Here is a 22,393-nt window from a genome sequence, read left to right as displayed (position 1 = left end):
AACGGGGGCGGCTTCGCCACCCCCGTTGCCCGTAGATTACGATACTGCAAGGCGCCCGGATCAGGCCGCCGGCCGCACCATATGTAGCTCGCCGTCAAGCGAGCCGCCCTCGTATACCACCAGCGCCACCGTCTCGACCGCGCCCTGCACAGTGCCGGTGGAGGCGATCTCGAGCCGGCCGCGGCAGGCGATCTTGCCGGTAAACGTGCCCGCGATCGTGATCGCCTCGGCTACCAGCTCGGCCTCAACCTGCGCGCCGGCCTCGACCAGGATATACTGGCGCGACTCGATCGCGCCGCGCGCTGCGCCCTGGATGCGTACGCCGCGCTCCGAGCGGTAGTGGCCGTCGAAAAAGTCGTCGGGGCCAATCACGCTCTCGGCGTTCGGGCGGGCCGGCACCGGCGCAACCACCGCCGCCGGAAGCTCGGGCGCGGCGGCCTTGGGCGCAGGTGCAGCTGGCGCAGGCGCAGGTGCGGCGGGCGCAGGCGCCGGCGGCTCGGGCTCGGCGATTGGCGCCCACAGCGAATCGGCGGCAATGCCCAGCTCGTCGCTCAGCGTGGGCGGCGCCGGCGGCTCGGGCTCGGCATACACGTGCTGCGACTGCCACAGCTGGCTATGCACAATCTCAATCGCCGGGTCGAAATCGAGCGCGGGCAGCTGCTGGGTAACCGCAGGCGCGGCGGGCGGCGGGGCAGGCGCCACCGGCGCAGGCGCGGGCGGGGCTGGAACAGCCGGCGTAGGCGCTTCGGCCACCAGCGCCGGCTCGCCGGACACCTCGGCCGCGCGCAGCAGCTGCATCACCGACGGCCCGAGCATCGCGGCAGTGCGAGCGCTCCAGGGATCGTCGGCCGGAGCGGGCTTGGCCGGCTCGGCGGGGGGAATTGTCGGCAGGTCGTCGAGCATACCAAGGTCGATATCGCTTTTCGGCGCGACTGCCGGCTGGTCGAGCGGCCGATCGGGGTTACGGCGTCCGAACATATCTGTTCTCCTGGCCTAGTGAAGACACCATTGCACAATAAAAGCTAGTGCTATGGTATGCCGCACGGTAGCCAAGATCAACCGCGCCAGTTTACAGTTTGATGTCAACGGCTCGCACGGCAGCGCACACGCTAGCCGCGGCGCTCTTGAAACGTAACCGCGCCAAGCATAGCGCTGATGCCCACCAGCACCAGGATGCCCGGCCACCACCAGCCGAAGGCGGCGATCACCGCGAGCCCGAGCATCCAGGCGGCGCCCTGGATGGCGCCCAGGCGCTCGGCGCTGCTGTTGGCGTGCGCCAGGCCGCTAAACAGCGCCGATAGGCCCACCAGCACCAGGATGCCCGGCCACCACCAGCCAGTCATAAACAGCACCGCCAGGCCGATCAGCCAGACGCCGCCGGTCAGGCCATCCCAGTTGACAAAGGCGCGCGTGCGGGCAGGCGCGGCGGCGGGGCTGGCGGCCGGCGCCGTGGCAAGCGGCTCGGGCGCGAGCGGCGGGGGCACGGCGGGGGGCGGGCTAGCCAGTGGGCGCGGGGCCAGCGGGCGGCCGCAGCTCACGCAGAAATCGGCGCCGGCCGGGTTGCGGGTGCCGCAGTTGGCGCACACCGGGCCGGCGGCCGGCTCGGCCAGGCGCTCGGTGGGGCCGGTGGCCACGGGCGCGGGCGCGCCGCACTCGATGCAAAAGCTGCCGCCGGCCGGAATAGGTGCATCGCACCGTGAACAAACACTCATGAGCCTTCCTCTTCGCGCCGCTGCAGCTGGTCGGCATTCTGCTGCTGAACCCAGAGCGGCGGCACGCCATACAGCGCGCGCTGCGCGTCGGTAACCCGCGGATCGACCTGGCCGAGCGACCAGCGGCCGTGCTCGCGAATAAACTGAGTACCGAAGCGCTGCGGCTGGCCACGGCCGAGCAGCGAGCGATCCCACGAGGCGGCGATCACCGACCAGGCGCGGGGCTCGCCAAGCGCGCCAGCGCGCTGCGCGAACGTTTTAGCCAGTTCGAAATGCGCAACATCGTCGCCGTAGAGCATCACCAGCGCGGCGTGGTAGTTGTCCTGCGCCGAGCGGAGCGCGCCCTGGCCGTACAGGGCCAGCACGCGCTCGCGGCGGGTGCGGCCGCGGCGGGTGCGCTCGTCGCCGGTGCTGTCGAGATCGTTGATCTGCTCCTCGGCCAGCCGCTCAAGCTCGGCGCTCGGGTCTTCAAAGCTGCGTGGCTCCATGCCTGAACCTCCTGCGCCGGCCAGCATCGCACGCCGGGGCGCCTGTGTGGCTGGCGCCCATTATAGCACGCTCGAATTGGCACTGCCGAGTGCCGCGAGATGCTATAATGCTGCACTCGAACACGACGCAGTTCGACCAGTGGGAGCAAGCATGGGCCTGTATACCAGCCGCCATCCGATCGCGCGCATCGGCCTGCCTTCACGATTATTTCTGGCGTTTGTACGGTTCTACTGCCGGCTTGAAGTTGATGGGATCGAGCACCTGCCGTCCAGCGGCGCATTTGTGCTCGCGGCCAACCACGCCAGCCACGCCGACACTGCGGTGATCTTCGCGGCGCTGCCGCGCGCGCTGCGGGCGCGGGTGGTGGCCGCGGCCGCGCAAGATTACTTCTTCGACAACGGCTTCCGCCAGTTTATCTCGCGAGTGCTGTTCAACACCATCCCGGTGCCGCGCAAGGTCACGCCCTCGAGCGACCCGCTGCGCCACGTGGTGCGCGCGCTGCGCGAGGGCTACGGCGTGCTGCTCTACCCCGAGGGCACGCGCAGCCGCAATGGCGACCTCGGGCCGTTTCGCAGTGGCGTCGGGCGGATCGCGGCCGAGTTCCCCGATGTGCCGATCATTCCGGTGTGGCTCGGCGGCACCGCGCGCGTGCTGCCGAAGAACGGCCTGCCCATCCCCCGCCCGGTGAAGGTGCATGTGCGCTTCGGCGAGCCGCTGAAAAGCGAGCGCGCCTGGCTGGCCAACAAAGCCAACTGGAAGGTGCTGGCCGGGCACGTGCGCGACGCGGTGGCGCGGCTGCGCAGGTGAAGCGCGGCGCACTCTCCGCTGCGTCACCTCATTCGGCCAGCCTGGTCGGGCTCGGCGTTGTCGCCGGTGAGGAAGAGAAAGCTGGCCCACAGCCCGCGCGACGAGCGGTAGAATGCGATCGGGAAGACGATCGCGAAGGCTGCCAGGGCCAGCAATAGCGGCGCCAGCGGGATGCTAGGGTCGCGGCCGAACACCAGCGACGCAACGGTGATCAGCAGCAGCGTGGCGACGGTGTTGATGCCCATCCCGCCGGTGATCTCGCCCACCGATCGCTCGAACTCCAGCCCGCAGCGCGGGCAGGCGCGCCGCATGCGGAAGCCGCGCTCGAACATGCGGCCGGCATGGCAGCGCGGGCAGCGCCCGATCAGCCCATCGAACAGCGCGCGCAGCACTCGGATCATTGTGTTCGCTTTCTCGCTCCGTTCTGTCCCGCGCGTATTATACCAACTCCGTTTGATTACTTGTGTTTTTTGGCGGCGCCCGGCTTTGCCGCGCGCCGCACAAGAAAAGACGGGCGGCGAAGCCGCCCCCAAACCCCCACCAAAGTGTAAGTCATCAAGCGAATTGGTATTATACGCTGTTCGCTTGATCACGTATCGATTTTGCACGACGTGGCGGCCACGTCGTGCAACACAAGAACTTTGGGGGCGGCTTCGCCGCCCCCAAACCCCCACCATAAGCGAATTAAAGAAAGTCGGGGGCGGCCTGGCACCCTCGCTGTGGTGCCCGCCGCCCCCGAACCCGCCAGGGTCTATGTCTTCAGCCAAAGCCAGCAGCAGCTGCCCGCCGCGCGCCTATGCCTCGGGCTGGTTGTCGTCGTCTTCCTCCAGCTCGCTGTCCCAGCCGGGCTCGATACCCAGCGCCGCAGCCTCGGGCGAGTCGATGCCATACTGCTCGACCACCGCGCGCTTGATGCTGATCACCGCCTCGTGCAGATCCCACTGGGCCTCGATCAGCTCGGCGCGCGCCAGATCGAGCTTGTGCTGCAGTACGATCTCGTTCTGCAACGACAGCGACAGCCTATCGAGCAGCGCGGCGAGGCTGCCCGCGCGGTAGCGCGGCTCGATCCGCACATAGCCCGGCAGCTCCTCGATCGACGCAAACGGGTCGAAGTCGCCCTTGCGCCTTCTCGGGCGGAAACGATCAAATGATGCCATGCGCGCTTCTCCTGGGGTGTAGTGGCTAGAGTTGAGCTGATTATAGCAGGCGGCCATGCCGTTGGGCGTACTCGGTTCGTAACCAAAAGCCGATCGGTTTGATGATATTGAAATAGCCGCGTGGCCGGCCGCAGCCTGGGTGGCTCATGCCTCAGGGCCACCCCGGGCAACCTGCGGGCGGTTCCGCGCCGGGCCGGGCGCTTATGGTATAATGGGTGGCTAGTGGCCGCCCGCGCGCCGGGCCAGCCAGCATATTCGCAAGCACATCGGAGGACAGACCAATGCCACCGCACACCCGCTCACAGCGCCGGCGCCAGGGCGCTCGCCAGCAGCCGCGCCCCGCCGTGAGCGCCGAGGCGCCCGAGTATACCGGCACCACCACGTCGCTCGACGCGCCCGAGCTGCCGGCGCCGCCGGTACCCCCGGCCGCGCGGCCGGCCCGCAACGCACGCCGCGTGATCTCGCGCGTCGCGCCCGAGCCCGTCGACTACACCGCCGATTACGGCGCGGCCCGCCGCGACCTGCGCTGGATCGCGATCTGGTCGATCCTGCTCTTCGTGGCCATGATCGCGCTGAAGTTCTCGGGCATTGTTTAGCCGACTGCTGGATTTTGGGTTTACGCGTGCTGGTCTCATCCAACGTCGTACATCCAACATCCAAACGGATCCGTGGATCGCATCCAGAGCAAAGCCGCGCGCCTGCAACGGCTCGAGCATCGCCTCTACAACGCGCCGCGCGGCATGCGCGTGGCCGATCTTGCCGAGTACTGCGGCGTCGACCGGCGCACGATCTACCGCGACCTGCAGGCGCTTGAAGAGATGGGCGCGCCGATCTGGGAGGCCGAGGGCCGCTACGGCATCGACCGCGAGTCGTACCTCTCGACTATTCGCCTGAACCTCAACGAGGCGGTGGCGCTGTTCTTCGCGGCGCGCCTGCTGGCCCACCACAGCGACGAGCACAACCCAAATGTCGTCTCGGCGCTGAACAAGCTGGCGGCCGGCCTGCCCGACACCACGATCTCCAGCCACATGGCCCGCGTGGCCGAAATCATCCGCGCCCGCCCGCTGCGCGCCGACTACGTGCGCGTGCTCGACACAATCACCCGCGCCTGGGCCGACCGGCGCAAGGTTGCGATTCGCTACCGCGCCGCCAGCGGCGAGCTGACCGAGCGGGTGATCTGCCCGTATTTTCTCGAAGTCTCGCGTAGCGAGCCAGCCTCGTATGTGATCGCCTACGACGACCTGCGCGCGGCGCTGCGCACCTTTAAGCTCGAGCGCGTGGCCGAGGCCAGCCTGCTCGAGAGCAGCTACGCGATCCCCGACGACTTCGACCCCTACGCGCACCTTGCCGCAGCCTGGGGCGTGATGGACGAGGTCGAGGTCGAGGTGCGGCTGCGCTTCTCGCCGGCGGTGGCGCCGCGCGTGCGCGAGAGTGTCTGGCATCACAGCCAGGAATTGCACGATACGCTCGACGGCGGCTGCGACCTGCGCATGCGCGTCGGCGGCATCCGCGAGGTGCGCTCGTGGGTGCTCAGCTGGGGCGGCGACGTGGAGGTATTGGCGCCGCCAGCGCTGCGCGACGAGGTCGCCGCGCACGCTCGCCGCATGATCGAGCAGTACGCCGCGCTCTCATCGCCAGAGTAAAATTGCATCCGGCTCGTACCGTGAGGCAGCCCGCATCACGCAGTGCCACACACAAAGAAGTCTGGGGGCGGCGAAGCCGCCCCCAGTCCTCACGCCCTGCCTGGATTTGCCAGGCAGGGCATCGCACAAAGAAAGTGAGGCAGCCGCCTACTGCGCCGACCCGCAGCCCGCGATATTCAGCCGGTAGTACGCGGCTTGGTCGCACGTCAGGTCGGGGTGGTAGCGGTTCGCCTTGGCCCAGCTCAGCAGCTCGGCGAAGCTATCGATGCGCCAGAATCGCACGCTCGCATCCGTCGCACCCGAGTACGCGGTGCGGCCGTCGGGCGACCACGCCACCGTGCGCACGACCCCCGAGTGCCCGGAGAAGCGCCGGATGGCGCTGCCGGTCTCCAGATCCCACAAGATCACGTCGGTATCGCTCGAGCCAGAGATTGCGGTTTTACCGTCGGGGCTGAACGCCACGGCGCGCACCGCAGCGGTATGGCCGAGCATGCGCTTCAGGATTTTGCCGCTTGCGACATCCCATAGCAGCACCAGCTTGTCGTCGCCGCTCGAGAGCGCCGTGGTGCCATCGGCGCTGAATACCACCTGGCGCACCACGGCGGTATGGCCGCTGAAGGTGCTCAGCTGCTTGCCGCTGGCGATATCCCACAGGATCACCTGCTTATCGCCCGAGGCCGAGAGAAACGTCTTGCCGTCGGGGCTGAACACCACGTGGAACACCTGATCTTTGTGGCCGTCGAATTCTCGCACCTGCTTTCCGGTCTCCACATCCCACTGCCGGATGGTTTTATCGACGCTGCTCGTCAGCACAGTCTTGCCGTCGGGGCTGAACGCAACCGAGCTTATGCCGTCGGTATGGCCGTTAAAGACATGGCGCACCGTGCCATCGGCCACATTCCAGAGTATCGCCGTCTTATCCTGCCCACCCGAGACCAGCAGCGTGCCGTCGGGGCTGACATCGGCGCCGAACACCGCGCCGTTGTGGCCGGTAAATGTGCGTATTATCTCGCCGGTGTCGACCTTCCACAGCATGAGGCGGCCATCTGTCGAGGCGGTGATCGCGGTTTTGCCATCGCGGCCGATCACCAGCCGGTTGATGCCGTCGCTATGGCCATTGAAGCGGCCAACCTCGGCGCCGGTCGCCAGATCCCACAGGCGCACGCTGCTATCGATCGACGCCGAGAGCAGCTGTTTCCCGTCGGCGGTGGCGGTCACATCGCGCACGGAGCTGCCGTGGCCGCTGAGAAAGCCGACCAGGTCGCCGGTGTCGGCGTTCCACAGGCCTAGCCGGGTATCGCGCGAGGCCGAAATGACCGTGCGGCCATCGCTGGCGAACTTGGTCTTCCAGACGTCGTTGGTATGGCCCCTGAGCTGGAACAGTATCTTGCCGCTGTCTTTGTCCCACAGAATGATCGAGCGATCTTCCGAGCCCGACACAATCTTTTTGCCGTCGGGGCTGAAATTTGCGTCCCACACGCTGCGCCTGTGCCCATCGAACTCGCGGATCAGCGCGGCGGTATTCGTATCCCACAGCCGCACGCTGGTGTCGAGCGAAGCCGAGAGCAGCTGCGAGCCGTCGGAGCTAAACGCGACGCTCTGCACCGACTGAGTATGGCCGCTGAAGGTTCTGATCGGCTGGCCGGTAGCAACGTCCCACAGCATCAGCGTGGTATCCTTCGAGGCAGTCGCAGCGGTTTTGCCATCGGGGCTAAACGCCCCTTCGTTGACGAGATCCTGGTGGCCAGCCAGATCACGCAGCGCCGCGCCCGTCGCCACGTCCCAGAGGATCACGCGCTTGTCGTCGGCCGACGACAGCGCCAGCTTGCCGTCGGGGCTGAAGGCCACGCTCAGCAGCTTGCCGGTGTGGCCGCTGAACGTGCGGATCGGCTTGCCGGTTGCGCGATCCCACAAGATCAGGGTTTTGTCGTCGCTGCCCGAGAGAAACGTACGCTCATCGGGGCTGAGCGCCACCGCCTGCACGCCGGCCTTATGCCCCCGGAACACCTGGCGCGTGCCGCGGTCGTAGGCCGCCTCGGAGAGCACCACCTCGGACTGGCGCACCCGCGTGTCGTTGCTGTTGGCGGCCAGCGCCAGCGAAAGCGCCAGGTCGGTATCGCCCTTGTTCAGTGCGGCCTGTGCCTCGGCCGCCAGCGCCAGGTTGCGTGCCTCGGCCGCGCTCTGCTCGGCCGACTGCTTTTGCTGACGCTCGCTCGCGGCGGCGGTCTCGGCGATAGCCTGGGCGGTGGCAGCCGTGTCGGCGTTCGCCTGCGCCTCCTGCGCCTTCGCGTCCGCCCGCGCCGCATTCGCCTCCGCCAGCCCCCGCTGCCCAAACGCATACACCGCCAGCACCACCCCCAGCACCGCCGCCGCCCCCGCCACCCCCACCAGCCCCCGCAAGAACCCCCGCGACCGCGCCTCCAGCCGCGCCTCCCGCAACGCTCGCTCCTCCTCTCCCGCCCGCTCCTCCTCCCGCGCCGCCACGCTCGCCGCCAGGTACTCCCGCTCCTCCTCGTTCAACCCCAGGTGCGTCTCCGCTGCCCACCCCGCCAGCTGCTCCAGCCGCGCCCCCCGCGCCAGAAAGCTCCGCTCCTTCCCGCTCCCCGCCCACTCCCCCGCCGCCGCTCCCAGCCGCCGCTGCACCCGCACGTCCTCCCGGCTCGCCTCCAGCCACCCCCGCAGCCGCCCCCACGTCCGCAGCAGCGCCTCGTGCGCCACCTCCACCGTCGGCGCTCGCGTCTCCGGGTCGTGATCCCCCGTCAGCAGCCGGTACCCGCTGTACGCCTCCAGCACCTCCTCCAGCACCTTCGCCTCTCCCCCCGTCCCCGCCAGCTCGCTCCGCCGCACCCGCCGCCGCGTGTCCTCCACTCCCTCCCCCAGCGTCACCAGCCGCAGAAACACCTGCCGCGCCGCCTCCTGCCCCGCCGCGCTCAGCCCCCGTAGATCTCCTCCGCCCGCCGCCCCAGCGCTCCCACCACCCCCCGCTCGCCGCGTACCCCTCCAGCGTCAGCGTCCGCCCGTTCCGCCGCGCAAACACCTCCGTCAGCGCGTACTGCAGCAGCGGCAGCGCTCCCGGCTGCTCGCCCACGTCGCTCACGATCGCCTCCACCAGCTCCCCCTCCACCCGCACCCCCACCCGCTCCGCCGGCCCCACAATCGCCGCCCGCAGCTCCTCCTCCGCCAGCGGCACCACCACCTCCGTCCGCTCCCGCATCAGCCCGCTGAACCCCGCATACCGCAGCGGCCGGTCGTAGAAGTCCGCCCGCAGCGTCACCACCACCCGCACCCGGCTGTACGGGTCGCTCACCGTCCGCAGCAGCAGCCCCAGCACGTGCGCCCGCACCCCTCGTCCTCCACCAGCGTGAACAGCTCCTCGAACTGGTCCAGCACCAGCACCACCTCGGTCTCGTCCCCGCCCGGCACCACCTGGTCCACCACCCGCAGCAGCCCCTGCGCGTCCAGCGCCAGCGGCTCCAGCAGGTCGCCCGGCGGGTTCACGGCGATGCGCAGCAGCGCCTGCGCCAGCTGCTGCAGCGGCTGCGCGCCGGGGAAGCACTCCAGCACGAACCAGCGCTCCGAGCCCGGCAGCGCCGCGCTTGAGCGCGGGGACGAGCCCGGCGCGCACCACCGAGGACTTGCCCGAGCCCGACGGCCCGACCACCGCGAGGAAGCGCGCGTACTCGCCGGTTTCGCGCAGGCGCTCGAGCAAGCGCTCGACGAGGGTCTCGCGGCCGAAGAACTCGGCGGCGTCGGCCTCCTGGAAGGCGCGCAAGCCCTTGTAGGGGTTGTCGAGCGGCGTGGGCGGGACGAGCGGCGCGGGGATCTGCAGCAGCGCGGTCTCGTAGCTGGTGCGGCGGGGTGTGGGCGAGGGCGTGGCGCCGTGGGCGCCGGCAGGCCAGGCGGTGGTGGTGGCGGCGGCGCCGAGGGCGCGCTTGAGCTCGGCGATGAGGGTGGGGACGTCGGGGTAGCGGTCGGCGGGGTTCTTGGCGGTGGCGGTGTGGATGACGGCGGTGACGGCGGGGGCGGGGGGGGGGGGGGGCGGGCGAGCGGGGGCATGGGGTCGTGGACGTGCTTGAACATAAGCGCGATGGGGGTGGGCGCCTGGAAGGGCAGCTGGCCGGTGAGGATCTCGTAGAGCATGACGCCGAAGCTGTAGATATCGGTCTGGGGGGTGATGGCGGCGGCGCGGACCTGCTCGGGGAGATGTAGGCGGGGGCGCCGACGACGCTGGTCTGGTCGGTCTGGTAGGGGAGAGCTGCTTGCCGAGGTCTTTGGCGATGCCGAAGTCGGCGAGGTAGGCGTTGCCGTCGTCGTCGAGGAGGATGTTGGCGGGCTTGAGGTCGCGGTGGATGACGCCGCGGCGGTGGGCGGCGGCGAGCGCCCCGCCGACCTGGTCGAGCAGCTGCAGTAGCTGCTCGATAGGCAGTGGCTGCTGGTGGAGCGCGTCGTGGAGGCTGCCGCCGCGGAGGAAGCGCATCACCAGGAAGGCGCCGGAGGGGTCGCGCCAGTAGTCGTAGAGCGGGACGATGTAGGGATGTTCGAGGCGGGCGACGAGCTGGGCCTCGCTCTCGAAGCGGCGGATGAACTCGGGGCGGTTGGCGTGCTGGGGGAGAATGATCTTGATGGCGACGTCGCGGCCGACCTGGGGCTGCCAGGCGCGGAAGACGAGGCCGTAGCCGCCTTCGCCGAGCGGCGCGCGCAGCTCGTAGCCTTTGATCGTCTGCTCAATACCCTCGTCGATCATATCTCCTCCAGGCCGCTCACAGGGCGGCAGTAGCTCCAGGCGCCTTCCAACAAGGCCTGGTACGACTCCAGGATGGCCGCTCGACCGATTTCTTTAATTCGCAGTGTGTGTAGATATATAGTAAACGTTGCTGGGGCGCTTTTTTGCAGCTAAAAAAAAGGTTTTCGTTCGCTTTTTAGTGATGCGCGCCAGCGCCACGGCCCGCGCCGGCGGCGGCGGCGCCCAATATTGACAAACTCACCGGCCAGCATATAATCAGGCCGTCCCATGCCCGGTTTGAACCCAGCCCGCGCGAACGCAGGCAGGCCGCGCCCTACTGCTGGTTGGTGTGAGCCGGCAGGCGCCTGCGAACCTTGATACAGGCTCCCGCAGGTTTGATCCGAGTTTTCAGAACGAAGGACGAAAGACGGAAGACAAAACAGCGCCGTCTTTCATCAAGCCCGGTTCGGATGAGTGACAGCCTGCACTGAGAAGCGATCTGAAGGACGAAAGACGGAAGACAAAACAGCGCCGTCTTTCGTCAAACCCGGTTCGGATGAGTGACAGCCTGCACTGAGAAGCGATCTGAAGGACGGAAGACGGAAGACAAAACAGCGCCGTCTTTCGTCCTTTCAAACAGCCTCTCGGAACCTTGAACCCTCGAACCGCCTTTCGAGCAACACCGCCCGAACGCACCCTGACGGAGGCACCCGATGACAAACCACCGCGCCGCGTACGAGCTGCTTGCCGAGCAGCTGGCCGCCCAGGCGATCGACATCGACGCCACAAAGGTGGCGCTCAAGCAGCAGCGCATCGAAACACCCAGCTGGGGCTACGCCAACAGCGGCACGCGCTTCAAAGCATTCGCCTGGCCCGGCGCCGCCACTACCACCCGCCAGAAGCTCGACGACGCTGCGGTGGTGCACCGGCTCACCGGCATCGCGCCGTCGGTGGCGGTGCACATCCCCTGGGACAAGCCCGAGGATGGCGACTACGCGGCCATGTGCCAGTACGCCGAGGCCCAGGGCATCCGCATCGGCGCCGTCAACCCGAATGTGTTTCAGGACGACGCCTACAAGCTCGGGTCGCTTGGCAACCCCGACGGCGGCGTGCGCGAGCAGGCGCTCGACCATATCCTCGAGTGCTGCGAGATCATGGCCAAGGTGAAGAGCGACGCGCTGAGCCTGTGGTTTGCCGACGGCACCAACTACGCCGGGCAGGACAGCCTGCGCGGGCGCAAGCGCCGCTTCGAAGAGAGCCTGCGCCTGGTGTACGGCCACCTGCCGCCCGGCGGGCGCATGCTGATCGAGTATAAGTTCTTCGAGCCGGCGTTCTACAGCACCGACCTGCCCGACTGGGGCACGGCCTACGCATGGTGCCTCAAGCTTGGCCCGCAGGCCCAGGTGCTGGTCGATCTCGGGCACCACGCCGCCGGCGTCAACATCGAGCAGATCGTCGCGTTTCTGCTCGACGAAGGCCGGCTGGGCGGGTTCCACTTCAACAACCGCAAGTACGCCGACGACGACCTGATCGTCGGCAGCGTCAACCCCTACGAGCTGTTCCTGATCTACAACGAGCTGGCCGGCGCCGAGCTGGCGGCCGACGAGCCGGCGCACACCACCGCGCGCAATGTCGCCTATATGCTCGACCAGTGCCACAACATCGAGGGCAAGATCGCGCCGGTGATCTACTCGGTGCTGAACTGCCAGGAGGCCTACGCCAAGGCGCTGATCGTGCCGCGCGCGCGCCTGGCCGAGGCGCAGGCCAGCGGCGACGTGCTGGCGGCTCACCGGCTGCTCACCGACGCGTTCCGCACCGACGTGCGCCCGCTGCTGGCGCAGGTGCGCGCCGAGCTGGGCGTGCCGGCCGACCCGATCGCGGCCTACCAGGCCAGCGGCTACGAGCAGCAGATTCGCGCGGCGCGCGGCACCGCTAACGCCAGCGGCGGCTTTCAGTAAGAAACGCGGCCCCTCGCGCGTGGCAGGCGTGGAGGGCAGGGGGAGGAGCAGGAATCCCAGGAGCCGACCGGCCGGCAGGAGAAACTATGAGCACAAGCGCAAACTTCCTCGCCGTCGACCTCGGGGCGTCGAGCGGGCGGGTGATGCTCGGCCGCTGGGACGGCGCGCGCTTCGAGCTGCACGAGCTACACCGCTTCGCCAACGACCCGGTGCGCGTGCTCGGCCGCCTGCACTGGGACGTGCTGCGGCTCTGGGGCGAGATCAAGGCCGGCCTGGCGCGCTACGCCGGCCAGTTCGACGCGCCGCTCGCCGGCATTGGCGTCGATACCTGGGGAGTCGACTTCGCGCTGCTCGACAAGGCCGGCCGGCTGCTCGACAACCCGGTGATCTACCGCGACCCGCGCACCGACGGCATGATCGAGCGCGTGTTCGAGCGCGTGCCGCGCGCCGAGGTGTTCGCGCGCACCGGCATCCAGGTGATGCCGATCAATACGATCTACCAGCTGATGAGCCTCGCCGGCGACCCGCAGCTCGACGCGGCCGACACCATGCTGCTGATGCCCGACCTGTTTCACTACTGGCTTACCGGCGCCAAGGCCGTCGAGTACACCAATGCCAGCACCACCCAGCTGCTCGACTGCCACACCCGCGGCTGGGCCACCGACATGATCGGCCGGCTCGGGCTGCCGGCGCACTTCCTCGGCCCGCTCGTGGCGCCCGGCACGCTGCTCGGCGAGGTGCGCGCCGATGTGCTGGCCGACACCGGGCTGCGCGGGCCGGTGCCGGTGATCGCGCCAGGCACCCACGACACCGCCAGCGCCGTGGCCGCCATCCCTGGCCTCGACGCGCGCAGCGCCTATATCAGCAGCGGCACCTGGAGCCTGGTGGGCATCGAGGCGCGCGCCCCGATTGTGAGCGCGGCTGCGCTGGCGCTGAATATCACCAACGAGGGCGGCGTGGCCGGCAGCATCCGGCTGCTGAAAAATGTGGGCGGGCTGTGGCTGGTGCAAGAAAGCCAGCGCCAGTGGCAGCGCGAGGGCCGCACCTACGATTGGGATACGCTGCTGCGCCAGGCCGAGCGCGCCGCGCCGTTCCGCAGCCTGATCGACCCCGACGCGCCCGAGCTGCTGCCGCCCGGCGATATGCCGGCGCGCGTGCGCGCTATCTGCCGGCGCAGCGGCCAGCCCGCGCCCGAGAGCATCGGCGAGGTGGTGCGCTGCTGCCTCGAGAGCCTGGCGCTGCGCTACCGCTGGGTGATCGAGGCGCTCGAGCGCGTGGCCGGCCAGCCGATCGCGACGATCCGGATCGTCGGCGGCGGCAGCCTGAACGCGCTGCTGTGCCAGTTCACCGCCGACGCCTGCCAGCGCCCAGTGGTGGCCGGCCCGGTCGAGGCCACCGCGCTGGGCAACCTGATGATCCAGGCGATCGCGTGCGGCGAGCTGCCCGACCTAGCCGCCGGCCGCCAGGCGATCGCTGCGTCGGCCCAGCAGCAGCACTACGCGCCTGGCCCGGCCGAGCCATGGGACGCAGCTTTCGCGCGCTTCCAGCAGCTGCTCGGCGGCCAGGATGCCGGCTAATGCGCTGAGAGCATTCAAGCCTGCGCGCACGCCGCGCCGGTGGCGCATGCCTCAGGCAGCAGCTACACCTGCCGGCGCGCCCTGAGGCATGCGCCACCGCGCTCGCACCGCCACGGGCCCGATTTCCCTTGCCAACAAACCCGCGCGCCTGGCACCCAGCACTCACCCGATCGTCAGGCGGATGTCAGCCCGCCGCCTGCCGGCCGTGCTACAATACAGGCGCATCATAGCCCGCACACTAGCCACTCACTCGCGCCTAGCTACGAGGCCGCTATGGCTCTTCGACGCTCGCTTGCGATCGGCCTGATCGCCGCGCTGCTGGCTGCCTGCGGCACCGCAACCCAGCCGCCGCAGACGCTGGCGCCCGCCGTTCCCACGCCTACCGCTGCGCCGCCAACCCAGGCGCCGGCGCCCACCGCTGCGCCTACCGCCACCGCCGCGGCACCTACCGCTGCGCCGCCAACCCAGGCGCCGGCGCCTACAGCTACCAGCGCTGCCGCGCCTACCGAGGCCCCCACCGCCACCAGCGCCGCCGCGCCCGCCGCCGAGCTGCTATTTCTGCGCGGCGGCCAGCTGATCACGCTTAATCTTGCGACGCGCAGCGAGCGCGTGCTGGCCAAAGGTGTGGCCGAGTTCGCCGCCGCGCCCGGCGGCAAAGCGATCGCGCTGGTGCTCAACACACAAGGCCAGATCGACCTGTGGATCATGGGGCGCGACGGCAGCGGCCTGCGCCAGCTCACCACCGACGGCAATACGCGCGTCGAGGCCACGCTCAGCTGGGCGCCCGACGGCGCCGCGCTGGCATTTTCGTCGGCCGATAGCACCGACCCATACCCGCGTACCTGGCTGGAGTGGGCGGCGTGGTGCGGCGCCAGCGAGGTGCGCGTGGTCGATCTTGCCAGCGGCGCGCTGCAGCGCTTCGGCCCTGGCTGCGACCCGGCGATCTCGCCCGACGGCAAGCGCATCGCCTATGCCACGCCGCCGGCCACGCGCCAGGAGAACGCCAGCTCGCCCAATGCCGGCAACGCCATCCGGCTGATCAACCGCCAGGGCCAGAACGGCTGGAGCTTTGCCGAGGCCGCCGGCACAGCCGCAAAGCGCGGCCTGCTGGTGTACGCGCCGGCGTGGTCGCCCGATGGCACGCAGCTGGCCTACCAGCGCTTCCTGGGCTACCAGGCGCTGGTCGACATCGACCTGAGCGAGATCGGCGGGTCGTTCGAGGGCAAGGGCCAGGTGTTTGCCAGCGGGGCGGGCTGGTTGCTGCCGCCGCGCTTCGCGCCCAGCGGCGCGGCGGTGGCGGTGGTTGGCAACAACTTCAGCGATGCGCGCGGCTTCGGCGGCTACGACGACTGGTCGGCGACGGTGGTGTGGCTGGCGGGCAGCCGCGAGCTGGCGCTGCCCGACGGCCCGATCCGCGCGATCGGCCAGCGCGCCGAGGCGCTGCCGCGCGCTCAGGCCGCCGCCTGGGCGCCCGACGGCCAGAGCCTCGCCGTGCTGCTGCCGCCCGGCTGGCGTCCTGGGCTCGACCCGAACCAGCCGTATGGGCACGCCGGCGAGCCGGGCGAGATCTGGCGCTGGCAGCCCGGCGCCGACCCTGCCGAGCAGCTCGCCACGCGCGTCGATTTCGCCTCGCCGGTTGCCTGGCTGCCATAGCGGCCGATCAAGCGCGCCACCCCAGCCTCACGCGCGCGGGCGGGCCGGGCGTGGCGCGCTCCACAGCAGCGCCAGCAGCAGCAGCCCCGTCGGCACAAACACGCCGGCCAGCGCCAGCGCCAGCGCGCGCGGCGGCCAGCCCGCGTCGGCGGCCAGCCCGGCCGAGTAGCTCGATAGCGCGGTGGCCAGCGTCAGCAGCGCGCCCTCGACTGCGAACACGCGCCCCTGCAGCCGGTTCGGCACGTTCATCTGCAGCAGCGCGGTGCTGAACACCCACTGCACGCTGCCGCCGACATGCGCAAGCATCACGCCCAGCCAGGTCACCAGCAGCGAGGGCGCGCCGCTTACCACGGCGTAGCCCAGCGCGGTGCACAAAAACGCCGGCCCGATCGCGCGGCGCAGAAAGCGCTCGCCATCGCCGCCCCAGCGCCGCGCCAGCAGCGGGCCAATGCCCGCGCCCACACCGCGCGCCGCGTACAGCAGCCCGATGCTCAGCGCGCCATCGACGCCCAGCGGAAACACCTGCCGGCCAAACACCGTAAGCAGCAGCAGAATGCCCCCGCCAAAGCTCCACAGCGTCTTGGTGAGCGTATACACCGCGATATCGCGGCGGTGAAACACAAACGCAAAGCCCTCGCGAAACTCCTGCAGCCGGCTGGTGGGCTGGCGCTCGTGCAGGTGCGGCTCGGGGATAGGCACCTGCCAGATACACAGCGCCGAAAGCACGAACGAGGCCGCATCGATCAGAAATGCAGCGTCGGTGCCCAGCGTGCCGGCCACAATCCCGCCCAGCCCAGCGCCGATCGCCAGCATCGCCGACCACGTGGCGCCGCTGATCGCATTGGCGGCGATCAGCTCCTCGCGCCGCGTCACATTCGGGATGGCAGCGGTGCGCGCCGGATCAAAAAATGCTACCAACGACATCTTCAGTATCGTCGCGGCGTAGATCAGCCACACCTGGCCGGGGCTGCGCACCAGCAAAAACAGCAGCACCAGCGCGGCGCAGCCGAGGTTTGTGGCGATCAGCACCAGCTTTCGCGGCAGCCGGTCGACGATCACCCCGGCCCACATACCCACAATCGTGGCCGGCAGAAACTGCGCTACCAGCAGCGCCCCGACCGCCTGGCCCGAGCCGGTGAGCTTGTACAGCAGCGCGAACAGCGCGATCGAGTCGAACCAATCGCCCAGCTGGCTGACAACCTGGCCGTACCACAGCCGGCGAAACGCGCGATTCTCGCGCAGCAGCGCGATATACCCAATGGAAGCGGCAGACATGCTCAAACCTCGGCTATAGGCGGCCAGAAGCGGCAATTATAGCCGATGCGCGAGAATCACCCAAAAAAGTTAATAAAAAGTATGTGCAAAATTCACTCGCTGCACCGTTCAGTAATGTAGACAACCGAGGCCCGGCTAACACCAGCGGAGTTTTTTATGGATCTACCACCTTCGGATGCCACGCGGTGCATCTACCCGCCCGAGCTCGACGATCTTGCACTGATAGCCGCGATCGATGGGGAAGCCAGCCCGGAGGTTGAATCGCACTTGCTGCTTTGTGAACACTGCGCCGCGCGTGCCCGCCACTATGCCGAGCTCCAGGGCATCCTCCGCAAGCAGTTCTTCCGTATGTTCTGCCCCTCCACCGATACACTCGTCGCCCTCCACGAGGGCACGCTCAACCCCACCCAGTACGCCCACGCGCGCGCCCATACCGACGACTGCCCGCACTGCCGCCGCGAGCTGCGATTCCTCGAGCAGCTCGCTAGCAGTGCGCTCAGCGGGCGCGCGCCGCCCGACCAGTGGTACACCTTCACCACCACAGCGCTGCGCAACCAAGCCCACGCCGATCGCCCTGGCCCGGCGCTGCGCCAGGTGTTCGCAACCTGCCAGTATACGCACGCGTCGGCGCCGGTGCTCGATTTCTATGGCGCCGCCCGCAGCTCGGCCCCGATCAGCCAGTACGCCTTTCAGGCCGAAAATGTGCGCATCACCATTGGCGTGCGCCCGGTCGCGAACCGCGACGACCGCCACGTCGTCACCGGCTCGTTTCTGCTCGACGGCAATACTCCCGCCGCGACAGCCTACCTATCCGACGCGCAGCACCACATGCTTGCCGCCGAGGTCGACGAGCTGGGCAACTTTGTGCTCGACAACCTCATTCCTGGCACCTACCGCCTCACGTTCCGCCTGCCCGACCGCGAAGTCATCATCGAGACGATCGGCCTGTAGCGCCCCAAACCTGCCTCCCTCGCACTCCCCGCACCCACACGAACCGGCCACAGCTGCTAGGCGCCAGCCCAGGGGCGGCGCGCCGCGCGTGCTCTATCCTGCGCTCTTCGCTTGATCACGTATAGATTGTGTTGCACTGCGTGGCGAAGCGACGCAGTGCAACACAAAAAGAATAGGACGTACGCAGTTGGCATGCTCAGCCTTCGGCAGATAGGATGTACGCAGTTGGCGTGCTCAGCCTTCGGCAGAGCGGTACTTTCATTTTGGACACACGATGATCAAAAAGTACCTTGCTGCCGCAGGCAGCATGCATGGCTTCAGGAAGCCGAACAGCGCAACTGCGTAAGCCCTAAAGAAATTCGGGGTCGGCGAAGCCGCCGCGGACTCCACCAGAATGCAAGCGATCAGCCGGATGCGAACGGGCGCGCAAAAGTGGTAAGATAGGCCAACAGATCAGCGTGAGCAACAGGAGCAACAGGAGCAATCTATGGCGAGCAACTTCCGCCGCAGTAGCGCCACTGCGCTGGGGCTGGCGCTGGGCCTCGCCGCCGGGCGAGTGGGCTACCCCGCCGCCGACCTGACCCGCATGATGATCGCCGGCCAGCGCCAGCCGCTGTGGCGCGCCCCGGCCGATCTGGGGCTATCGGCCGAGGAAGTGGTGTTTGGCACAGCCGACGACGTGATCCTGCGCGGCTGGTTTATTCGCCATAGCGGCGGCGACAGGCGCCCCGCGCCGGCGATAGTGTTCGTGCACGGCTGGCCCTGGAACCGGCTTGGCAACCGGGCCGGCGGCTCGCTGCTGCCCGATCGCACCGTCGACTTCCTTGGCCTGGCCGCCGCGCTGAGCCAGGCCGGCTTTCACACACTGCTGTTCGACCTGCGCAACCACGGCCAGAGCGACGCGGCCTGGCCTGTGACATTTGGCGTGAACGAGGCGCGCGATTTCGCGGCGGCTGTGTCGCAGCTGCGGCGCCGCCCCGACGTCGATGGCAGGCGCATTGGCGCGATCGGCTTCTCGATGGGCGCGAACACGCTGATCTACGGCATCCCGCGCTGCCTGCCCATTCGCGCCGCCGTGGCGGTGCAGCCGACAACGCCGGCGGTGTTCGCGCCCCGGCTGGCCCGCCAGCTCCTTGGGCCGGCCGGCCCGGCGCTGGTGCGCGCGGCCGAGCCGCTGTACCGTGCATTCGGCGGCCCGCCGCTCGCGCAGATCGATCTGGTGCGCGCGGCCGAGCACCTGCGCGCCACCAGCATGCTCTACATCCAGGGTAGCGGCGATCAGTGGGGCAGCCTCGCCGATGCGCAGGCGATCGCCTGGGCCACGCCCAACGCGCTGCCGCTGGTGGTTCACCCCAGCGACGAGCGTTTCGGCGGCTACCTGTATGTGGCCGAGCATCCCGATCGAATCGTCGATTTCTTCCGCGAGCGCCTGGCCGGCTAGCGCAGCGAGGCCTGCAAGCCAGCCAGCAGCTGCTGGACTTCGGCGTCGGAGAGCTGGGCGCCAGGGTGCAGCAGGAGGTACTTTTTCGGCGGCATGGAGCCGCGCCGCAGCACCTTGGGGATGTCGTCGCTTTCCTGCTCGCTGTCGCCGGTATTCCACTCGGAAAGGTTAAGCTTGTGGCGGCCGCGAGCCACATCGCGCTCGACCAGCCACGACACCGGCGCAACATAGGCATAGATCGGCCAGACCGTCTCGTTGCTATGGCAGTCGAAGCAGGCGCGCTTGGCCAGCGCGCGAGTGGCCGGGCTGTCCCAGGGTGGCTCGGCCAGCACCGGCGGGTTGGTGCGGCCGCGCCCAAACGGCAGCAGCTGGATCAGCACCAGCAGCACCAACCCGGCCACAAACACACGGCGGATGAGGTGAATCATAGCGGCACCTCTTGGGAACGACGTAGGACAACGATAAGGCCGCGTGCGCCAGGCTAGCCGGCCTTATTGCGCAGATCCTCGGGCACATCAAGGTCGCTGAGCCGCACCGTCTTGCGCGTGCCAAACTTCATGGTCTTCTGGCCCTCGCTCGAGAGCTGCCCAGTCTGCTGCAAGTTGTTGATCTCCTGCTGCATTGTCTGCGCAAGGTCGACTTCGCCCTGGTTGAGCAGGCGCGTCACCGCGCTCTGCAGCTTCTGCGTCGCGCTGCCGACATCTCCCGACTGCAGATCTTGCAGCGCGCGAGTTTGCAGCTTGAAGGCGCTGATCTTCTCGACAATATTCATCACCGGGGCGTTCACCTGCGCGGCCATGTTCGCGTCGGCGGTGAAGGTCATCATCACGTCGGCGCGCGAGCGCTCGGCCTGCAAATTGAGCATCGGCACGTCGTAGGTAACCTCGACCTGGCCGATGCGGTACTGCCCGGCCGGGCGCGGGTCGACCAGCAGCTCGATCAGCAGCGTGCGCCCGCTGCCGGTTTCGAGCTCGCCCAGCGGCACGCTGACGTCGCGATCGGAGACCGGCCGGTAGCCCAGGTTGCTGATCAGCGGGATCACCTGCCACACCGCGCGCGGCGTAATGCCCTGCACCAGCCGCAGCGTCAGCGCAGCGTTATGAATGGCGGTGGCCTGCGCGCGCTGCACGGTATTCTGGAAATACGCGATGATCTTATCGGGCTGGTCGATATAGTCGGCGGTTCCGCCCGAGCGGTTGGCCATGTCGATCAGCAGGTCCTCGTTCCAATCCTTGCCGACGCCCAGCGCGGTGATCGGCACGCCCATGCGCCCGGCGTCGTCGGCGCGCCCCAGGCACTCCTTTTCATTCTCGGTCTGGCCGTCGGTCAGCAGCACCAGGCGGCGGATCGCATTGGCGCTGCCTTTTTCGATCTCGCGCAGGCCCTTCTCGACGGCCGGCGCGATCTTGGTGCCGCCGGCGTCGCGGATGCGGCTGATCTTATCTTGCACCTCGCGCTGGTTCTGCACCGGCGCGGCGGGGATGAGCACTTCGGTGCGGTGGTCGAAGATCACCACCGAGGCAATATCTTGGGCGCCGAGCAGCTCGAGCGCGCGGGCTGTCGCGCGGCGCACCCGCTCGATCTTCTCGCCCTTCATCGAGCCGCTACGGTCGAGCACAAAGCTAACATTGACGGGCATCCGAACCTGCGCCACCACCTGGCTGGGCAGCGTCTCGATCAGCAGATACGCTACCTGCGGCGTGCCGGTGACCGACAGAAAAGGCCGCGCCAGCGTTGCGCGCAGATTGATCTCACCGGCCATTGTGTAGGCTCCTTTCAACACACCACGAGCGCTCGAGCGCGCGGCCATGCGCGCGGCTCGTCGCTACCTGCGACGCTCGATCGGCGCCGCTTGTTGCATTGCGTGCATTCTTCCGCGTAGTATAGCATATGGGCGCGGCGAGCGCAGCATGGGGTTTCGCGCCGGATCGGGCCTGGCGCGCGCTTCGTGCTATACTATGCCGCGCAACACCCCGGCCGCAGAGCGGCGAGCCAAGATCAAACAGTACTGTGCTGTCGCAGGCACCATGCACGGCTTCAGGAAGCCGAACAAGGCAACTGCGTAAGTTCTAGCTATGAAAGAGGAGACTATGTTACGCGGTACGCTGCTGTTTCTCTCCGAGCAGCCGCTCGCCAGGCGCGTGTTTGGCGGGCCGCTGGCCAAGCCGCTGGTAAGCCGCTTCGTGGCCGGTATCACACTGCCCGAGGCGATCGCGAACGTGCAGAAGCTGAACGCCGCCGGCATGACCGCCACGCTCGACTACCTGGGCGAGTCGGTGGGGAATGCCGCCGAGGCCGGCACGGCGGCCGCGCAGTATATCGCGATCCTGCACGCGATCGAGCGCGCCGGGGCGCAGTGCAACGCCTCGCTGAAGCTCACCCAGATGGGCCTGGACGTCGACCGCGAGCTGTGCGCCCGCAATGTCGAGCGGATCGTCGCGCAGGCGGCGCAGTTCGGCAACTTCATCCGCATCGATATGGAGGGCTCGGGCTACACCCAGGCCACGCTCGACCTGTTCGAGCAGCTGTACGCGCGCCACCAGAACGTCGGCGTGGTGATCCAGGCCTACCTCTACCGCAGCGAGGCCGACATCCGCGCGCTGAACAAGCTCGGCGCGCGCGTGCGGCTGTGCAAGGGCGCCTACAACGAGCCCGCCAGCGTGGCCTTCGCGGCCAAGGCCGATACCGACAAGAACTATGTCAAGCTCATGCAGCTACTGCTCAGCGAGGGCAACTACCCCGGCATCGCCACCCACGACGAAGCCATGATCGCCGCGACGCGCGAGTACGCCAGGGCGCAGGGCATCGCGCCCGATCGCTTCGAGTTCCAGATGCTCTACGGCATCCGGCGCGACCTGCAGGAGCAGCTGGTGCGCGAGGGCTACCGGCTGCGCGTGTACGTGCCCTACGGCGAGCAGTGGTACCCCTACATGATGCGGCGCATGGCCGAGCGCCCGGCCAACCTGCTGTTCGTGCTGCGCGGCGGGCTGCGCTAGCCAAGGAGCAA

Annotated in this window: 18 protein-coding genes and 5 pseudogenes; 9 read left to right on the top strand and 14 right to left on the bottom strand. The window is 68.6% G+C overall.

Going from position 1 to position 22,393, the window contains the following annotated elements; genetic code table 11:
- Positions 1-60: 60 nt before the first annotated feature.
- From U0177_RS23020 to U0177_RS23010, 3 genes are all read right to left on the bottom strand, one after another.
- Positions 61-978: a polymer-forming cytoskeletal protein gene (locus U0177_RS23020; RefSeq protein ID WP_409573015.1), complete on the bottom strand. Its 918-nt coding sequence runs from the start codon at positions 976-978 to the stop codon at positions 61-63.
- A gap of 131 nt (positions 979-1,109) precedes the next feature.
- Positions 1,110-1,712, bottom strand: a complete 603-nt coding sequence (locus U0177_RS23015; RefSeq protein WP_409573014.1) for a zinc ribbon domain-containing protein — start codon at positions 1,710-1,712, stop codon at positions 1,110-1,112.
- Complete coding sequence (locus U0177_RS23010) at positions 1,709-2,200, bottom strand: hypothetical protein (protein ID WP_409573013.1); 492 nt, start codon at positions 2,198-2,200, stop codon at positions 1,709-1,711. Before U0177_RS23010 ends, U0177_RS23015 begins: the two co-directional genes overlap by 4 nt.
- Positions 2,201-2,351: 151 nt before the next feature.
- On the opposite strand from U0177_RS23010, the gene U0177_RS23005 reads away from it, so the two are divergent.
- The gene (locus U0177_RS23005) at positions 2,352-3,008 is read left to right on the top strand and encodes a lysophospholipid acyltransferase family protein (protein WP_409573012.1); all 657 of its coding nucleotides are present in this window, start codon (positions 2,352-2,354) and stop codon (positions 3,006-3,008) included.
- A 23-nt stretch (positions 3,009-3,031) separates the two neighbouring features.
- On the opposite strand, the gene U0177_RS23000 is transcribed toward U0177_RS23005, so the two are convergent.
- The gene (locus U0177_RS23000) at positions 3,032-3,409 is read right to left on the bottom strand and encodes a DUF983 domain-containing protein (RefSeq protein ID WP_409573011.1); all 378 of its coding nucleotides are present in this window, start codon (positions 3,407-3,409) and stop codon (positions 3,032-3,034) included.
- A gap of 393 nt (positions 3,410-3,802) precedes the next feature.
- The gene (locus U0177_RS22995) at positions 3,803-4,165 is read right to left on the bottom strand and encodes a hypothetical protein (protein WP_409573010.1); all 363 of its coding nucleotides are present in this window, start codon (positions 4,163-4,165) and stop codon (positions 3,803-3,805) included.
- A gap of 281 nt (positions 4,166-4,446) precedes the next feature.
- On the opposite strand from U0177_RS22995, the gene U0177_RS22990 reads away from it, so the two are divergent.
- Together U0177_RS22990 and U0177_RS22985 are read left to right on the top strand one after the other, a co-directional pair.
- Complete coding sequence (locus U0177_RS22990; RefSeq protein WP_409573009.1) at positions 4,447-4,761, top strand: hypothetical protein; 315 nt, start codon at positions 4,447-4,449, stop codon at positions 4,759-4,761.
- Between the two features lie 72 nt (positions 4,762-4,833).
- Positions 4,834-5,808, top strand: coding sequence for a helix-turn-helix transcriptional regulator (locus U0177_RS22985; RefSeq protein WP_409573008.1), 975 nt, complete (start codon positions 4,834-4,836; stop codon positions 5,806-5,808).
- Between the two features lie 147 nt (positions 5,809-5,955).
- Here U0177_RS22985 and U0177_RS22980 read toward each other — a convergent pair whose 3' ends face one another.
- From U0177_RS22980 to U0177_RS22955, 6 genes and pseudogenes are all read right to left on the bottom strand, one after another.
- The gene (locus tag U0177_RS22980; protein WP_409573020.1) at positions 5,956-8,742 is read right to left on the bottom strand and encodes a WD40 repeat domain-containing protein; all 2,787 of its coding nucleotides are present in this window, start codon (positions 8,740-8,742) and stop codon (positions 5,956-5,958) included.
- Between the two features lie 103 nt (positions 8,743-8,845).
- Positions 8,846-9,088, bottom strand: a pseudogene (locus U0177_RS22975) (hypothetical protein); the annotation flags it as partial.
- 23 nt (positions 9,089-9,111) lie between these two features.
- A pseudogene (locus U0177_RS22970) lies at positions 9,112-9,402 on the bottom strand (hypothetical protein); the annotation flags it as partial.
- Positions 9,403-9,442: 40 nt separating this feature from the next.
- Positions 9,443-9,580 (bottom strand): annotated as a pseudogene (locus U0177_RS22965) (hypothetical protein); the annotation flags it as partial.
- Positions 9,581-9,909: 329 nt separating this feature from the next.
- A pseudogene (locus U0177_RS22960) lies at positions 9,910-10,002 on the bottom strand (protein kinase); the annotation flags it as partial.
- Positions 10,003-10,120: 118 nt separating this feature from the next.
- Positions 10,121-10,552, bottom strand: a pseudogene (locus U0177_RS22955) (serine/threonine-protein kinase); the annotation flags it as partial.
- 692 nt (positions 10,553-11,244) lie between these two features.
- On the opposite strand from U0177_RS22955, the gene rhaI reads away from it, so the two are divergent.
- The 3 genes from rhaI to U0177_RS22940 all read left to right on the top strand — a co-directional run bounded on the left by rhaI (position 11,245) and on the right by U0177_RS22940 (position 15,719).
- Positions 11,245-12,489: an L-rhamnose isomerase gene (gene rhaI / locus U0177_RS22950; protein WP_409573007.1), complete on the top strand. Its 1,245-nt coding sequence runs from the start codon at positions 11,245-11,247 to the stop codon at positions 12,487-12,489.
- Positions 12,490-12,575: 86 nt separating this feature from the next.
- Positions 12,576-14,066: a rhamnulokinase gene (locus U0177_RS22945; protein WP_409573006.1), complete on the top strand. Its 1,491-nt coding sequence runs from the start codon at positions 12,576-12,578 to the stop codon at positions 14,064-14,066.
- A 273-nt stretch (positions 14,067-14,339) separates the two neighbouring features.
- Entirely contained in the window at positions 14,340-15,719 is a 1,380-nt protein-coding gene (locus U0177_RS22940) for a hypothetical protein (RefSeq protein ID WP_409573005.1), read from the top strand.
- Between the two features lie 27 nt (positions 15,720-15,746).
- On the opposite strand, the gene U0177_RS22935 is transcribed toward U0177_RS22940, so the two are convergent.
- The gene (locus tag U0177_RS22935; protein WP_409573004.1) at positions 15,747-16,994 is read right to left on the bottom strand and encodes an MFS transporter; all 1,248 of its coding nucleotides are present in this window, start codon (positions 16,992-16,994) and stop codon (positions 15,747-15,749) included.
- 156 nt (positions 16,995-17,150) lie between these two features.
- Here U0177_RS22935 and U0177_RS22930 point away from each other — a divergent pair, with 156 nt between their 5' ends.
- Complete coding sequence (locus tag U0177_RS22930; RefSeq protein ID WP_409573003.1) at positions 17,151-17,945, top strand: hypothetical protein; 795 nt, start codon at positions 17,151-17,153, stop codon at positions 17,943-17,945.
- 487 nt (positions 17,946-18,432) lie between these two features.
- Complete coding sequence (locus U0177_RS22925) at positions 18,433-19,386, top strand: alpha/beta hydrolase (protein WP_409573002.1); 954 nt, start codon at positions 18,433-18,435, stop codon at positions 19,384-19,386.
- Here U0177_RS22925 and U0177_RS22920 read toward each other — a convergent pair.
- Both U0177_RS22920 and U0177_RS22915 read right to left on the bottom strand, forming a co-directional pair.
- Positions 19,383-19,814 carry a heme-binding domain-containing protein gene (locus U0177_RS22920; protein WP_409573001.1) on the bottom strand — a complete coding sequence of 144 codons (432 nt, stop codon included), beginning with the start codon at positions 19,812-19,814 and terminating at the stop codon, positions 19,383-19,385. The two genes, U0177_RS22925 and U0177_RS22920, sit on opposite strands and share 4 nt — an antisense overlap.
- A 53-nt stretch (positions 19,815-19,867) precedes the next feature.
- Positions 19,868-21,148, bottom strand: a complete 1,281-nt coding sequence (locus U0177_RS22915; RefSeq protein WP_409573000.1) for a vWA domain-containing protein — start codon at positions 21,146-21,148, stop codon at positions 19,868-19,870.
- Positions 21,149-21,476: 328 nt separating this feature from the next.
- On the opposite strand from U0177_RS22915, the gene U0177_RS22910 reads away from it, so the two are divergent.
- Positions 21,477-22,382, top strand: coding sequence for a proline dehydrogenase family protein (locus U0177_RS22910; RefSeq protein WP_409572999.1), 906 nt, complete (start codon positions 21,477-21,479; stop codon positions 22,380-22,382).
- The last annotated feature ends 11 nt before the right edge of the window (positions 22,383-22,393 follow it).

Origin of the sequence: Kouleothrix sp. (genome assembly GCF_046328425.1) — a bacterium.
Lineage (GTDB): Bacteria > Chloroflexota > Chloroflexia > Chloroflexales > Roseiflexaceae > Kouleothrix.
Note: the sequence above shows the minus strand (reverse complement) of the source record. Positions and strands in the feature narration are given on the sequence as shown.

Bases quoted from the DNA above. Each gene is read 5' to 3' on its own strand.
- U0177_RS23020 (WP_409573015.1), bottom strand. From the start codon at position 978: ATGTTCGGACGCCGTAACCCCGATCGGCCGCTCGACCAGCCGGCAGTC.
- U0177_RS23015 (WP_409573014.1), bottom strand. From the start codon at position 1,712: ATGAGTGTTTGTTCACGGTGCGATGCACCTATTCCGGCCGGCGGCAGC.
- U0177_RS23010 (WP_409573013.1), bottom strand. From the start codon at position 2,200: ATGGAGCCACGCAGCTTTGAAGACCCGAGCGCCGAGCTTGAGCGGCTG.
- U0177_RS23005 (WP_409573012.1), top strand. From the start codon at position 2,352: ATGGGCCTGTATACCAGCCGCCATCCGATCGCGCGCATCGGCCTGCCT.
- U0177_RS23000 (WP_409573011.1), bottom strand. From the start codon at position 3,409: ATGATCCGAGTGCTGCGCGCGCTGTTCGATGGGCTGATCGGGCGCTGC.
- U0177_RS22995 (WP_409573010.1), bottom strand. From the start codon at position 4,165: ATGGCATCATTTGATCGTTTCCGCCCGAGAAGGCGCAAGGGCGACTTC.
- U0177_RS22990 (WP_409573009.1), top strand. From the start codon at position 4,447: ATGCCACCGCACACCCGCTCACAGCGCCGGCGCCAGGGCGCTCGCCAG.
- rhaI (WP_409573007.1), top strand. From the start codon at position 11,245: ATGACAAACCACCGCGCCGCGTACGAGCTGCTTGCCGAGCAGCTGGCC.
- U0177_RS22945 (WP_409573006.1), top strand. From the start codon at position 12,576: ATGAGCACAAGCGCAAACTTCCTCGCCGTCGACCTCGGGGCGTCGAGC.
- U0177_RS22940 (WP_409573005.1), top strand. From the start codon at position 14,340: ATGGCTCTTCGACGCTCGCTTGCGATCGGCCTGATCGCCGCGCTGCTG.
- U0177_RS22935 (WP_409573004.1), bottom strand. From the start codon at position 16,994: ATGTCTGCCGCTTCCATTGGGTATATCGCGCTGCTGCGCGAGAATCGC.
- U0177_RS22930 (WP_409573003.1), top strand. From the start codon at position 17,151: ATGGATCTACCACCTTCGGATGCCACGCGGTGCATCTACCCGCCCGAG.
- U0177_RS22925 (WP_409573002.1), top strand. From the start codon at position 18,433: ATGGCGAGCAACTTCCGCCGCAGTAGCGCCACTGCGCTGGGGCTGGCG.
- U0177_RS22920 (WP_409573001.1), bottom strand. From the start codon at position 19,814: ATGATTCACCTCATCCGCCGTGTGTTTGTGGCCGGGTTGGTGCTGCTG.
- U0177_RS22915 (WP_409573000.1), bottom strand. From the start codon at position 21,148: ATGGCCGGTGAGATCAATCTGCGCGCAACGCTGGCGCGGCCTTTTCTG.
- U0177_RS22910 (WP_409572999.1), top strand. From the start codon at position 21,477: ATGTTACGCGGTACGCTGCTGTTTCTCTCCGAGCAGCCGCTCGCCAGG.